The organism is Saxibacter everestensis (assembly GCF_025787225.1).
Classification (GTDB): Bacteria; Actinomycetota; Actinomycetes; order Actinomycetales; family Brevibacteriaceae; genus Saxibacter; species Saxibacter everestensis.
Map to the genome: position 1 here is coordinate 614,900 of NZ_CP090958.1, position 12,983 is coordinate 627,882.

General features: G+C 63.5%; 15 protein-coding genes. 9 read left to right on the forward strand and 6 right to left on the reverse strand.

Going from position 1 to position 12,983, the window contains the following annotated elements; translation table 11 throughout:
* Positions 1–82 precede the first annotated feature (82 nt).
* Complete coding sequence (locus tag LWF01_RS03100) at positions 83–1,111, reverse strand: PHP domain-containing protein (protein WP_349639580.1); 1,029 nt, start codon at positions 1,109–1,111, stop codon at positions 83–85.
* Positions 1,112–1,216: 105 nt separating this feature from the next.
* Between LWF01_RS03100 and LWF01_RS03105 the strand changes: the two genes are divergently transcribed.
* Positions 1,217–1,864, forward strand: coding sequence for a GntR family transcriptional regulator (locus tag LWF01_RS03105; protein ID WP_349639581.1), 648 nt, complete (start codon positions 1,217–1,219; stop codon positions 1,862–1,864).
* A gap of 23 nt (positions 1,865–1,887) precedes the next feature.
* On the opposite strand, the gene LWF01_RS03110 is transcribed toward LWF01_RS03105, so the two are convergent.
* Positions 1,888–2,400, reverse strand: a complete 513-nt coding sequence (locus LWF01_RS03110; RefSeq protein ID WP_349639582.1) for a nucleoside deaminase — start codon at positions 2,398–2,400, stop codon at positions 1,888–1,890.
* Positions 2,401–2,524: 124 nt separating this feature from the next.
* Here LWF01_RS03110 and LWF01_RS03115 point away from each other — a divergent pair, with 124 nt between their 5' ends.
* The gene (locus LWF01_RS03115) at positions 2,525–3,712 is read left to right on the forward strand and encodes an amidohydrolase (protein ID WP_349639583.1); all 1,188 of its coding nucleotides are present in this window, start codon (positions 2,525–2,527) and stop codon (positions 3,710–3,712) included.
* 31 nt (positions 3,713–3,743) lie between these two features.
* Here the strand turns inward: LWF01_RS03115 and LWF01_RS03120 are convergent, their stop codons facing one another.
* Positions 3,744–4,835 carry an LOG family protein gene (locus tag LWF01_RS03120; protein WP_349639584.1) on the reverse strand — a complete coding sequence of 364 codons (1,092 nt, stop codon included), beginning with the start codon at positions 4,833–4,835 and terminating at the stop codon, positions 3,744–3,746.
* Between the two features lie 131 nt (positions 4,836–4,966).
* Between LWF01_RS03120 and LWF01_RS03125 the strand changes: the two genes are divergently transcribed.
* Positions 4,967–5,794, forward strand: a complete 828-nt coding sequence (locus LWF01_RS03125) for an HNH endonuclease family protein (protein ID WP_349639585.1) — start codon at positions 4,967–4,969, stop codon at positions 5,792–5,794.
* Between the two features lie 132 nt (positions 5,795–5,926).
* Here the strand turns inward: LWF01_RS03125 and LWF01_RS03130 are convergent, their stop codons facing one another.
* Positions 5,927–8,032 carry a HelD family protein gene (locus tag LWF01_RS03130; RefSeq protein WP_349639586.1) on the reverse strand — a complete coding sequence of 702 codons (2,106 nt, stop codon included), beginning with the start codon at positions 8,030–8,032 and terminating at the stop codon, positions 5,927–5,929.
* A 166-nt stretch (positions 8,033–8,198) separates the two neighbouring features.
* Between LWF01_RS03130 and LWF01_RS03135 the strand changes: the two genes are divergently transcribed.
* The 3 genes from LWF01_RS03135 to LWF01_RS03145 all read left to right on the forward strand — a co-directional run bounded on the left by LWF01_RS03135 (position 8,199) and on the right by LWF01_RS03145 (position 9,446).
* Positions 8,199–8,543, forward strand: coding sequence for a winged helix-turn-helix transcriptional regulator (locus LWF01_RS03135; protein WP_349639587.1), 345 nt, complete (start codon positions 8,199–8,201; stop codon positions 8,541–8,543).
* Positions 8,544–8,601: 58 nt separating this feature from the next.
* Positions 8,602–8,949: a TfoX/Sxy family protein gene (locus tag LWF01_RS03140; protein WP_349639588.1), complete on the forward strand. Its 348-nt coding sequence runs from the start codon at positions 8,602–8,604 to the stop codon at positions 8,947–8,949.
* A 77-nt stretch (positions 8,950–9,026) separates the two neighbouring features.
* Positions 9,027–9,446: a VOC family protein gene (locus tag LWF01_RS03145; RefSeq protein ID WP_349639589.1), complete on the forward strand. Its 420-nt coding sequence runs from the start codon at positions 9,027–9,029 to the stop codon at positions 9,444–9,446.
* A 33-nt stretch (positions 9,447–9,479) separates the two neighbouring features.
* On the opposite strand, the gene LWF01_RS03150 is transcribed toward LWF01_RS03145, so the two are convergent.
* Positions 9,480–10,091 carry a LysE family translocator gene (locus tag LWF01_RS03150; protein WP_349639590.1) on the reverse strand — a complete coding sequence of 204 codons (612 nt, stop codon included), beginning with the start codon at positions 10,089–10,091 and terminating at the stop codon, positions 9,480–9,482.
* Here LWF01_RS03150 and LWF01_RS03155 point away from each other — a divergent pair.
* The gene (locus tag LWF01_RS03155) at positions 10,084–10,206 is read left to right on the forward strand and encodes a hypothetical protein (protein WP_349639591.1); all 123 of its coding nucleotides are present in this window, start codon (positions 10,084–10,086) and stop codon (positions 10,204–10,206) included. The genes LWF01_RS03150 and LWF01_RS03155 overlap by 8 nt on opposite strands.
* Here LWF01_RS03155 and LWF01_RS03160 read toward each other — a convergent pair.
* Positions 10,203–10,811 (reverse strand): nucleotidyltransferase family protein, encoded by a 609-nt coding sequence (locus LWF01_RS03160; RefSeq protein WP_349639592.1) that lies wholly within the window; start codon positions 10,809–10,811, stop codon positions 10,203–10,205. The two genes, LWF01_RS03155 and LWF01_RS03160, sit on opposite strands and share 4 nt — an antisense overlap.
* A 112-nt stretch (positions 10,812–10,923) precedes the next feature.
* Between LWF01_RS03160 and LWF01_RS03165 the strand changes: the two genes are divergently transcribed.
* Positions 10,924–11,604: a hypothetical protein gene (locus LWF01_RS03165; RefSeq protein WP_349639593.1), complete on the forward strand. Its 681-nt coding sequence runs from the start codon at positions 10,924–10,926 to the stop codon at positions 11,602–11,604.
* 167 nt (positions 11,605–11,771) lie between these two features.
* Complete coding sequence (locus LWF01_RS03170) at positions 11,772–12,977, forward strand: MFS transporter (protein WP_349639594.1); 1,206 nt, start codon at positions 11,772–11,774, stop codon at positions 12,975–12,977.
* The last annotated feature ends 6 nt before the right edge of the window (positions 12,978–12,983 follow it).

A 12,983-nucleotide genomic window follows, 5' to 3' on the forward strand; every position in this document is an offset into this window, starting at 1 on the left:
CACTGAATCGGCGGCTGTACGCCAACTCCAGCGGCAGCTGAATCGCGGTGCCTGGCTGAGCCGCGGCCCAGGCGGCGAACAGCTAACTAGCCGCCCTGGACCATTCGAGCAGTCGGTCCACTGGCCATGTGGTCACGATCCGGTCGATCGGCACGCCGTTTCTCTGGGCGCGCTCGGCGCCGTAGCTGAGAAAGTCGAGATGGCCGGGCGCGTGCGCGTCGCTGTCGATACTGAACAGGCAGCCGACGTCGAGTGCCAGACGAATCAGGTCGTCGGGTGGGTCCTGTCGTTCCGGCCGGGAGTTGATCTCAATCGCGACATCGTTCGCCGCGCAGGCCGCGAAGACCCGCTCGGCATCGAATGTCGATGGCGGACGAGTGCCGCGCGATCCCTTTACCAAGCGCCCGGTGCAGTGGCCGAGTACGTTCGTGCGGGGATGCGCGATGCCGCGGAGCATTCGTTCGGTCATTGTCTTTTCGTCGGCTCGGAGTTTCGAGTGCACGCTCGCCACGACCACATTCAGCCGGTCCAACATCTCCGGTGTCTGATCGAGCTCGCCGCTCTCCAGGATGTCGACTTCGATACCTGAAAGAACCTGGATATCGTCGTGCTGCTTGTTGAGCTGCGCGACGACGTAGAGCTGGTCCGTCAGCCGTGCGGCACTGAGCCCGTTCGCGATGGTGAGGTTCGGGGAATGATCGGTGAGCGCGATGTATTCCCGGCCGAGCCAGCGTGCCGCATCCACCATCTTGTCGATCGGCGTCGTCCCGTCCGTCCACTCGCTGTGGGTGTGCAGGTCGCCGCGGATCGCCGATCCCACGTCGTCGGGCGCTCCGGCCTGTGACCCGAGCAGCGGCTCGGCTCGGTCGCGTACTTTCTGCAAATAGCCGGGCACCTGGCCGGAAATTGCCTCGTTGATCACATCGAACGTGGAGTTGCCGATCCCCTTCGTGCGGCGAAGGCTCCCGTCCCTGACCTGTTCGGGCAGCGTGGACGCCGGTATGCCGGCAAGTGCGTCGGCGGCACGGCGAAACGCCTTGACCTTGAACGACGGCGCAAGCTCTCGCTCGAGCCGGAATGCAATTTCGTCGAGGGCGGCGATAGGTTCCATGCATCTATCTTGGGCCATGGGGCCTGCTACCGCCGGATATTCTCCGCCGACGGGAAATGGTATACCGAAGTCGGAAAGCTGGAGCCTGATGCGAGAATGGCGGATATGACAGAACCAGACCGGTTTGCGCCGGAGTCGGACCGGGTTACCCGGCGGCTGCGAGACGACATTCTTGATGGCGTTCGTCAGCCCGGCAGCAAACTTGTCGAGCGCGAACTCGCCGCGGAACTCGGCGTCAGCAGGCTGCCGGTCCGAGATGCACTGAAGACACTTGTTGCCGAAGGCCTGGTGACCCCGAGGCCACGCACCTGGGCTGTCGTCCGCGAATTCACACCAACGGACGTAGCAGATCTCGGCGAGGTCCGTTCGGCGCTTGAAGTACTCACGTTTCGGCTCGCCGCCCAGCGGCATACCCGGCCTGGTCTGCAGAAACTCCGGGCAAACGTCGACGCCGAGCTGGCAGCGGCCCGCGGAGGAGATGCGGTCCGGGCCAGGCGCGCGGCGGCCGATTTCCATGAGACCGTGACCTCGCTGGCTGCCAATGAACTCCTGATCGAGCTCGAAGGCACGCTTCGAAGCAGGATGCGCTGGCTGCTGGCTCAGCACGACGACCTGGTGGGAATCGCCAAAGAGCACGAAGATCTCTATGCCGCGATCGCGGATCGCGATGTAGTCCGAGTTGAAGACCTGGTCGTGAAGCACCTGGAGAACAGTCGTAATGCGGCAGCGGCGCGAAGGCGGGCAAGGACCTGACCGCGTAGCGTGGTCGGCCGGGCCTAATCCGCGTCTGCTACCCCGTGCAAGCGGGCATGCAGCGAACGCATCTCGGCCGCGAGCGACAACTCCGGGCCCGCCACCGGAACCTGCGGGGCAATAGAATTGATCGGAAGCGCATTGACGGGCCCAGCCGCAATGCCCCACTCCTGCCGCCATGTCGACAGTTGTTCGGTGCTTGAGGCGTACACGATCCGTCCCAGGCCAACCCAGGCGTGGGCGGCGCTGCACATCGGGCAATGCTCTCCCGAGGTGTACACCACGCTGGTCCGACGCTCCTCAGGCGAGAGGTTCTCCGCTGCCCATCTGGCGATCTCGAACTCCGGGTGGCGGGTTGCGTCGCCGTCCTTGACCCGGTTGCGATCCTGGAACCGGACGGTGCCGACGTCATCGACGAGTAGGGAGCCAAATGGCTCATCGCCTGCATCGAGCGCCTCGCGGGCAAGATCGACGCAACGACGAAGGAACTCCCGATCCTGCTCTGTAACGGCATTTATCCCGCTTACTGAAGGCATGCCGGCAGGCTATCACGGCGGTATACCATTTCGTGCCCAGTTGTGCGCGCCGAATCTTATTGAGTCTCCCGATCGACCGTTCATCTGGTCGCAGTCTGCGAGTGCTTTGGTATACCATCGCCACATGCAGAAGCTGATCCTGACAAACGTCCGTCCGTACGGAGCGGAAGCCGTTGATATCGTGACGTCCGGCGCCGAAATCCTCACGGTCGTGGCCGCCGGTACCGCGAGAGAACAGGGAGAGCGCATCGATGGCTCCGGTGCCCTTGCCTTGCCTGGCTTCATCAACGCACACGCGCACGTGGACAAAAGTTGGTGGGGCCAACGGTGGGTCTCGTACGGGGGAGAGGCCACGACTCAGGGACGAATCGCTCACGAGCGCGCCGAACGGGACCAGCTCGGCATCCCCAGTGTCGCATCGAGCACCGCTGTGCTGCGTGAATTCCTGCGGCACGGCACGACTGCGATGCGAAGTCATGTAGATGTCGACCTTGGCGTAGGGCTGCGCGGAATCCACGCCGTCCGGGAAGCTGTCGACGCACTCGAGGGCACAATCGAGGTCGAAATCGTCGCGTTCCCGCAGGATGGCGTGATTCGCCGGCCGGGTGTACTTGAACTTCTCGATCAGGCGGCCGCGGCGGGAGCTACCAGCATCGGTGGAATCGACCCGGCGTCGATTGATCGTGACCCTGTAGCGCAGCTCGATGGGCTGTTCGACATCGCGGAGCGACGGGGCGTCGGAATAGACATCCATATCCATGACGGGGGTGAGCTCGGCGCGTTCCAGTTCGAGCTCGTTGCCGATCGCACCCGTAGGGCAGGTCTGCAGGGCAAGGTGACTGTCTCGCACGGTTTCGCGCTTGGAGAGTTGCCGGCCGCCCGGCAGGCAGACCTTCTCGATGACCTTGCGGATGCCGGCATCGGTTGGGCAACCGTGGCTCCGGTGCGTTCGGCTCCGCTGCCCTGGCGTGAGATGCGGGAGCGCGGCATCCCGGCGGGCCTCGGCACAGACGGGATCCGCGATCTTTGGTCACCCTACGGCGACGGCGATCTGCTGCGCATCGCGCTCAACTTCGCCAGGCTCCACGGACTGCGGACCGACGAGGACCTTGGTTACGCTGTCGAACTCGCCACCACCCGGGCAGCCGGCTTCGTGCATCGTCCGGTCCACGATCTGGTGGCTGGTGCACGCGCGGACATCGTCCTGATCGATGCGGAGAACGTACAGGACGCCCTTGTTCGGGCGCCTCGGCGAAAGCTGGTGGTTGCTGGCGGCCGCGTGGTCACCAGAGACGGTGAGCTTCAGATCTGAGGGGTTGGCGAGGACACCGGATGGTCGGCAGTCACTGGGCGCCGGCAGCTATTAGCTCTGCGGCATCCTGCACGGATTCGACCAGGTGCACGTGACCCTCCATCGGCCGGCCGGCCGCTAGTGCCTTAAGCAGTGGCCACGCCGGGTATTCATTGGTCCAGTAGTCGGTCCCGATGAGCACCATCGGGGCGACCGCGCTCTCGTCCGCGTAGTAGTTCTCACAGGCGTCCTGGAAGATCTCCTGCACGGTGCCACCCGCTCCGGGGAGGAACACGATGCCGGCCTGGCACACCTCGAGCAGGATTGCCTCACGCTGCGCGTTGTGGAAGTACTTGGCGATTGCCGACGCGAACAGGTTCGGCGGTTCATGGCCGTAGTGCCAGGTCGGGATGCCCAGGGACTCGGCGCCTTGCGGATGCCGTTCACGAACCTCGAACGCGGCCTCGGCCCAGGCGCCGATGTCGGGGCGAAACCCCGGCACTCGGCCGAGCGTCGACAGTGCGTCCCGCAGGTCATCCTCGTCGCCCCCGGAGAGATAACCGCCAAGGTTCGCCGCCTCCATCGCACCCGGTCCGCCACCTGTGGCGACAGTGAGGTGTGCCCCGAGCAGGAAGCCGAGCTGGGCGGCATCCGCATACTTTCGCTGGTCTCGGGTCAGGGCATGGCCACCCATGATCCCGACAAGGCGACGACCGCTGATCCAGGCCGCGAGCGCGCCATCGACGGCATGATCGTGCAGTGCCGCGGCAAGGGTGGCGTCGATCGAGTGGTCCTTTTGCGACCAGGCGTAGGTGCGGGCGTCCAGTGTCTTTTCGTAGTCGCGCTGGTCATACAGTTCGTCCGGCCGGTAGAGCGTGGTGCGGTAGGTGTCGACGGGTACGCTCGGCACCTCAGGAAAGACGACTGCGCCACGCGCCCGAACCGAATCCTCGTCGTGGTCGGCGAAGGTGCAGCCGAGGAACAGGGCGCCACCGACATCCGACCCGCGTAGTTCCCGGCTGCGCTGAGACAGGTCAATCGCCATCAGCCGCCAGCCCGACAGCCTGCGGGCACCGCTCCTCAGCCGGTGGTCAAACTCTTCAAGTGTGTCGATTTGCACGATCCGGCCGCGGTTGCGCTTCATGCTTCGAGCCTACGGTCTGGGCTGGCACAGGGTGGCAAGTTACAGGCGTGAAAGACTTTCCTGGTGCCGCGTTGACGGCATCTCCCACAGCATGCGCTGCCTTTTCTGCGCCCTACCTCGAACAGGCCTTAATGAACGCCCCCGCTCCGTCTGCCAGCACCGCCAGAAACGTGAAACAACTCCGGCGGAGTGTCCGCAGGTGTCGCCTGATCCTTGCCTTCAGCCTCACCGCAGCACTCGGACTCGGCACGGCGGGGTGTGATGTCGCGGCAGGGTGGGTCGCTCAACCCGTGCCGCAGACCGCTGGGGCGTCGAGCCAGACGCCAACGGCCTCCACCGACAAGCGGTCGGCGCAGGATGTACTCGGTTCGCTGCCGGTTAAGGGACGGGCGCCGAAGGCGGGTTACGACCGAGAAGAATTCGGCGCTGCCTGGAGCGATGTCGATCGGAACGGATGCGATACCCGCAACGACATCCTGAAGCGGGACTTGGAGAACGAGAAGTTCAAGTCGGGCACCCACGATTGCGTCATCCTGACCGGCGTTCTCAGTGACGCGTACACGGCGAAGACGATCGACTTCACCCGGGGCCAGCGCACCAGTACGGCGGTGCAGATCGATCATGTCGTGGCGTTGCTGGATGCCTGGCAGTCCGGGGCGCTGCAGCTGTCCGCGGAGCGGCGGAGGGTGCTGGCGAACGATCCGCTGAATCTACAGGCGGTCGATGGCCCGACGAATGGCCAGAAGCAGGCCTCGAATGCCGCCTCCTGGCTTCCGCCGAACAAGGCATACCGGTGTGTGTATGTCGCGCGCCAGATCAGCGTGAAGGCGGCCTATGGTTTGTGGGTCACCAAGCCTGAAAAATCGGCGATGGAGCGAGTGCTCGACAGTTGCGCCGGGCAGAAGGCGTTCGTCACGACGGTGCCCACCCTCCCGCCGCGGACACCCAAGCATCCTTGAGCGCCAGGTGGTCGGAGCGCAGCAGAATCGCCCGTTGATGAGGAGCGAGTCCCTGTTGTCCTGTCCACCCTCGGCACTAGCTTGGCCACGGCGCCACGAGCGATCGGATCAAGCTCATGGTGCCGCGGCCTACTATCGGATGTTGATTCGGCCGAGTTCTTGAGTCGATCGGGTGAGTGCGACGTAGAGCCGGTTCCGGCCGCGGGGTTCGGCCGCGATGCCATCCGGATCGATCACGAGAGTGGCGTCCCATTCCAGGCCCTTGGACTGAGTCGCGGTGATCACGGGAATGCCATCCATGGCTGCGCTTAGGGCAGGGATCCGTCCAGCGGCAGCGATGATGCCTACGGTGCCACCAGGCCAGCGTTCGGTCAGTTCCTGGAACGCCCGCGTAGCCTCGACCACCAGCTCCGCTTCGTCTACGTCGCGCTCCCACGGGTCAATTCCTGACAACCGGACAGCATGCGGTGGTTCGTTGAGGCTGCCAGCCCTTTGCAGGACGGGCCCGGTCAGTGCCATGACTTCCGCGGGGGTGCGGTAGCCGATGGTCAGCTTGGCTTGAGTCCAGCGTTCGCCGAATACCGCGTTGACGGCTTGGGCCCATGTTGTGTGCTGGTGCGGAGTTTCGGCTTGGTCGATATCCCCGACTGCTGTGATCGACAGTTGCGGGCTGCGGCGGGCCACCATGTGCCATTGCATTTCAGACAGCTCCTGGGCTTCGTCAACAATGACGTGTCCGTAGATCCAGTCCCGGCGTGACGCAGCCCGCTCGGAGAGGAACTCTTCTACTGCCGGGTGAATGACGGTGTCTCCGAGCAAATCAGACATTGCGTCGAGCAGCGGGATGTCGCTAGTCGCCCATCCGGTCTTCCTGGCCGAGACTGCTTCTCGCTCGGCGTCGCTCAGTTCCGGGGCGAACTGGCGTAGGGATGCGTCGTCACCCAGGAAGCGCTGCAGTTCCTCTTCAGGGTCCAGGATGGGCCACACAGTGCGGATGGTTGAGGCAACTTGTGGGTCCTCTGCGATCTTTTCGCGTAGCCTGTCGAGTTCCTCTTCGGAGAGCACTCCATCGGCCTCGCTGCCTTCACCGCCGCCTACCTCCGGGAATTCCACGCGCATATGCACGACGTCTTCGAGGCCATCATCGATTCGAGCGAAGAGGTCTTCGTTGCGATCGGCGATGGCCTGGGCGAGTCGGTCGTGCATTTGGTCGGCGAACACTATGCCCGCACCGTGGTAGGTGCGCCCAGAGATCGCGGCAGCTATGAGACGACCGACGGTGGTAGACGGAATCTCATATCGTTCCCCCTGCCAGACGAAATCAACTGGCATGCTCTCGGGCGTGAGTGACGCGACGTAACGGGTCAGGGCCTGTTGCCAGAGCGCTCGGCCCTTGATTTCCGCTGTTGCGCGCGGATCTTCGGCGGTGACGGTGATCCCTGGAACGAGAGCATCGGGTATCGCTGCAACGATCGCGGTCTCACCCAGAGCTGGGAGCACTTGAGCGATGTAGTCCAAAAAGCGGCGCGATGGCCCAAGGGTCAGGACTCCTTGGGTTGCGCGTTGTGGGTTGTCGAAGAGCAAGTACGCAGCGCGGTGGAGAGCCACCACAGTCTTGCCCGTGCCAGGGCCGCCCTGGACTACAAGTGGCCCTCTGACGTCGGCACGGACCACCTCGTCTTGTTCCCGCTGCAGCGTCGCGGCGGCAGTGCCCATCTGGCCGGTGCGTCGCTCCCCGAGAGCAGCGAATAGCGCTCCTTCGCCGACTAACCCGCTCGCGTTTGCCACGTCTAGCGGTTCGTCGTCGACGCCAGCGACCGTGCGGCCTTCGATGCGAATGTGCCTGCGGCGCGCCTGTCCCAGAGGTTCAACTGGTGTGGCCATGTAGAAGGGGCGAGCGGCATGTGCGCGCCAGTCGACAACCAGAGGATCGTCATCGTCGGTGGCTCCGGAGATGCCGATCCGCCCGATACGGCGAGTAATCCCGTCCAGAGAGTCAAGGCGTCCGAAGATCAGGCCGCTCTCCGCGCGCTGAAACTCGGTCCGCTGCCGGGCCAAGCCTCTGTGGCGAGCCTGCTCGACCGCATCCTGCGCCGGAGCCGACAACTCTGTATCCAAAGACTGGAGAATTTCAGAGCGACGCTCATGCGCGGTGTCGAGATATACCTGCTCTTCAGCAATGGCATCGTCGCGTGCGGCAGCGTGGTTGTCCTGCGTCGCAGTGGCCTCGTTGAGCACCGGGTCTCCTTCAATGACTGAACTCGTGGGTCAGGCACCCGATCGTGGAACCGACTGAAATCAGAGCCACCATCTGGGCAATTCACTAGTAAACCACTAGTACTTGCTGAATCAAAGTACTCGGATTTCACTTGCAGATTGGTCGAAAAAATGCCCTACTGTACGCATGGGAAATCTGACGCATTCGGCGAGTTCCACGCGCGAGTCTGGTCTCATAGCCGCGTTCGATGTCCTCGGCAAGAAGTGGAATGGCATCATCCTTGCTGCCCTTAGCCAGGGGCCGATTAAGTTCTCGGACCTGCGTCGCTCCGTGGGATCGATCACGGACTCCGTCTTGTCTGATCGCCTCGTAGACCTCATCGCCGCAGGTCTCGTCGAACGGACCGAAACCGGCGTCCGCCCGAGCCACATCACTTATGCGCTATCGCAACAGGGACAAGCAATCCAACCTATTCTTGACCGTCTCGCGACCTGGGCGGCCACCAACCTTCAGGCTCCAGGCCATGGCTAGCCATTTGCCAACTGGAGAGAGTTGGCAGTGATGAGTTTCCCAGCGGAGGAGGCGTGAAGTGACGGGATCACCCGAAGCGCGCGTTGCCGGCAACGCCCTGCTGCACGCCCTCGCCGCCACGTTTCCGGCCGAGCTCGGAGTGAGCAGCGGCCGAATGTTCAATGGGCAGGGCCTCAAGGCCGACGACAAGTTTTTCGCTTTCGTGAGCAATACCGGCCGACTGGTGGTGAAACTTTCAGAGCGAGACGTGCAAAGGCTCATCGAGGCCGGTGACGCAGCCCCGGTCACGATGGGCAAGCGAACGATGCGGGAGTGGGTGAGTCTTCCTCAACCGCAGGATGGCGACCCTGCCGGTTGGCGGGAAGCCCTCGAGGCGGCACACCGGTTCGTCGTCAGCCGCGAGTAGCAGCCGGAGGCCGCAGAGTGCCTGGCCCCGTCGGTAGCCATTGCCAGTCCCAGGTGCAACCGAGAGACTGAGGTCAGGTGGCTAGCCCGCCGCTGCACACAACCCGACATAAGGAGAAGACTATTTCCGTCACGTTCAATCACACCATCATCGCCGCGAAGGACAGAGACAAATCGGCGAAGTTCTTCCGGGATCTGCTTGAGGTGCCAGCGGCACCTTCGTGGGGCATTTTCAGCAATATCCAGCTCGATCAGGGCGTTTTGCTGCAGTTCGCGGAACCACCCGTGGAGATCCAGATGCAGCACTACGCCTTCCTCCTCGACGATGAGCTGTTTGATCGGGCCTACGCGCGGCTCACGGAGTGGGGCATCGAGCATTGGGCCGATCCGCAGATGAAGCACTCCAATCAGATCAACAACGAGCACGGTGGCCGCGGTGTCTACTTCAAGGACCCGGCCGGTCATGCGATTGAGCTCATCACCCGGCCGTATCTATAGCCAGCCGAACGGGATAGCCAGCCGAGCGGCTGTTCAGCGGTCCTGGATGGCGAGTCGTCCGGCGAGTAGTGCGTATGAGCCGGCGAAACCGCGACGCATCCACGTCACGACGCCGGGCCGCGAAATCACTTGGTTCCTTACTGCCGCGGCGAAGATGCCGTAGACCACGAATACCACGAAGGTGAGCAGCATGAAGATGCTACTGAGTTCGAGCATCCGCCACACGGCATCCGGCGCTCCGGGCGTCACGAACTGAGGCAGGAATGCGAAGAAGAAGATCGTGAGTTTCGGGTTGAGCAGATTAATCAGCACACCGGAGCCGATGACTTTCAGCGCGGTCTTTGGCGCTACCTGTTCGTCGACGGCGAATGAACTCTTGTCCCGAAGCGTCCGCCACGCCATGTAGAGCAGGTAGGCAACTCCCGCATACTTCACTGTCTGAAAGGCGACCGCGCTGGTGTGCATCAGCGCCGCGAGGCCTGTGATCGCGGCGATCATGTGCGGCAGGGTGCCCAGCGTGCAGCCGAAGGCGGCGACGATGCCCGCCCGGGTTCCGCGCGAGATCGCTGCGGCTAGGGTGTACAGCACGCCGGTGCCTGGTGTCGCCACGATCACGAGCGTGGTCAGGAAGAACTCAATGCTCACGTCTGTCTCCTCGTTGGCCATGGCGGGCACGTACTTGCTCACCGCCCAGTACCATCAACTGGTTTCCGGGTTGAGCGGCCTCGAATCGGCTCTTCGGCTACTGCCGCAATACTAGCGAGCGTCGGGGCATGGCCACGGCATTACTTCCAGTTCGGGCCACTGCTGTTTCCACCGAGCAGTCTTTGCCTGGTAAACGGCATGTGGGGCCAGGACTGGATTGGGTCGAATGACGAGATTGAAAACGTCTGACAGGCCGTGTGGCGCATAAATCCGCCAAGGTTGGCCTTCAACGCCTCTGATTCCCAGGCAACAGGTTGTGGAGGCGAAGTTGTCGATCGCGGCCTCTGTCGATTCTAAGGGCGCGAGCGGGACTCCAAATTTTTCCTCGTACCACAGGTGAACCCTCGCCTCATTCCGGATCTCGACCTCGGCGTCCATACCCTCGAAGACTTTCGTCGCGGCCTCTATCGCCAGGTTCTCAGCATCCCAGGAGAGATCCCGGTCGTCGAAGTAGAACACGTCGTAGTCGATGATTCCCGCGGATGGCTCCCTGCCGGTTTGCACGTTCCACACTGTCTGAAACAGGCACCCCGCGGTGAGGTACCAATTCGGTAGTCGCATCGATTCGACTCGACTCAACACCTCGATCAACGTTTCGTTCTGGGACAGTACACGCCGGAACTCAACGAGCTGTTCCGACAGCGGCAGACGAGCGATCATCACTCCGTCCTATCATGCATCTTTGCCAGAGACGGTGCCGGCAGGTCAGCTGTTAATCTTGGCGGAAGCAGTCGGATCGAGCGGGTCCGCCGTGAAGGACGGTAGCGAAGACATGACGACTCGTGCCACACCGAAGACGGCGCCCAGCCGGGTGGCCCAGTTCATCCTCTACGGCAGCCTGCCAATCGCAGCTGTCATCGTCGTCCTCTGGATCTGGCTCTTGGGCATGGCCAGTGACCGCTTCCTCGTTCTGCTCCTTGTTACTTCCTTCGTTTTCGGAGGTGGCATGACGGCGGTGATTTCCCTGGTGACCTTCAGCTGGTTCAAGGAACGCAATGATGCCCGTGCAGCCGCACTCAGCGCCACTTTTCCGCGGTCGTACCTGCTACACATCGTCGTCACGCCGTCTTTGCATAAACAGCTACGCACGGCAGCGTCAGTCTTGGGGCTGCCAGCAAGTAAGGTCAGGCGGAATTCGTACGCGACGTTGGTCAGTGATCCGCAGGCTGTACGTCTGTTCGGCGGCGGACGTAAGCCGAAGCAGGGCATCGCGTTGCCCACTGACAGATTGGTCCAGGTATTTCCTGGACCGTATACAAATGGGGTCCGCACCCTGACGGCGCTGAATCTCGGTTTCGCCGCCGAGGGAGGCGTGGTCACGCTCACCATGGTGCCGATTGACGGAAGCGGCGTGTTCGTCCGTTCCGTGAAGCACGCCGATGTCCTCGAGGAGTTTCCGCGAATGCAGGCCGCGACGCACCCCCAGCAGTCATCGGGCGCGGCACTGTCGTGATCTCCTGATCGGATCAGTGGAGTAGCAGGAGATACCGGGGCTGGATTCCGCCCGGATAGACGCCCACGCTACGGTGACGGAGTGCCCGTGCTCTGGCCGTCGCCATCATCTTAGGGATCTGCGCTCTCCGCTGCCCATGGCAGACCGGGGCAATATCTTCGGAGGTTATGTTGACGAGTAGTGGGCGAACGCCGATCTGGCGTCTGCATGGAATCCTGCCGCTGCTCGTGGTGACCTCTGTCGGGTTTTCCGGGTACGCAGTTCTATTGACGGTGGCACCGCTCTGGGCAGTGGCCGGGGGATCAGGTAGCGCTGGCGCCGGGCTGGTCAATGGCGTGCTCATGCTGTTCACCGTGCTTGCGCAGGCGTTCGTTCCGGTGGCGCTGCGACGATTCGGCTGGGGCCCGACCCTAATATCCGGGCTCGTCCTGTTGGGGCTGCCCTCGCCGCTGCATCTGCTCTCCAATGACCTCGGGGTGCTGCTGGGGCTCTCGGCTGTGCGGGGCCTCGGCTTCGGCGTTCTCACTGTTGCTGGCAGCGCGGCCGTGGCGGAACTCGTTGAACCTAAGCGACGCGGCGAAGCAATCGGCGCCTATGGGCTGGCCATCGCTGCGCCCCAGCTCGTGCTGCTGCCCTTCTCACCGTGGATAGCCGAGCACCTGGGGTACGGGCTCGCCTTCGCGCTCGGGGCCTGCCCACTGCTCGGGGTGGTTTCGGCCGCGATACTCGCCCGGCGGCTGCGCGACCGTGTACCGGAGCAGCATTCCGCGGCCGAGGAAGCGCCCTATGGTGGACGGCGGGCAGTGCTGGTCGGCTTGTTGCGTCCGGTAATCCTGCTGCTCGGAGTGACAGTGGCCGGCGGTGCCCTGATGACCTTCACCCCGCAGATGAGTGCCGATCCGACGGCAACGGTGCTCGGCTTGTTCCTGCTCACCGCGACGACGGCGCTGTCCCGGTGGCGGTTCGGCACCCTCGCCGATCGCTATGGGACAAGGGTGTTCCTCTGGCCGTTGGTGATCCTTACAGTGATCGGACTCGCCGTCGTCAGCTGGGCCGTCAGGGACTCCTCATCGACCCAGGTCGTCCCGTTGCTGATCGGCCTTGCGGCAGTCGGGGTGAGCTACGGCGGGTTGCAGAACCTGACGCTCGTGCAGGCGTTCCACTCGGTGCGCCGGCGGGACTACGGGCTGGCCAGCGCCGCGTGGAACACGGGCTTCGATGCCGGCACCGGTCTGGGGGCGGTCGTGGTCGGCGCGCTCGCGGCAGGGTTTTCGTTCCCTGTCGCTTTGCTCGTGTCCGCAGGGTTCTCGCTGCTGACGCTCCCGTTGGCGCTGCTTCCGCCGCGGCGGCGTCCTGGTGCACAGCCGGCCTGAGGCACT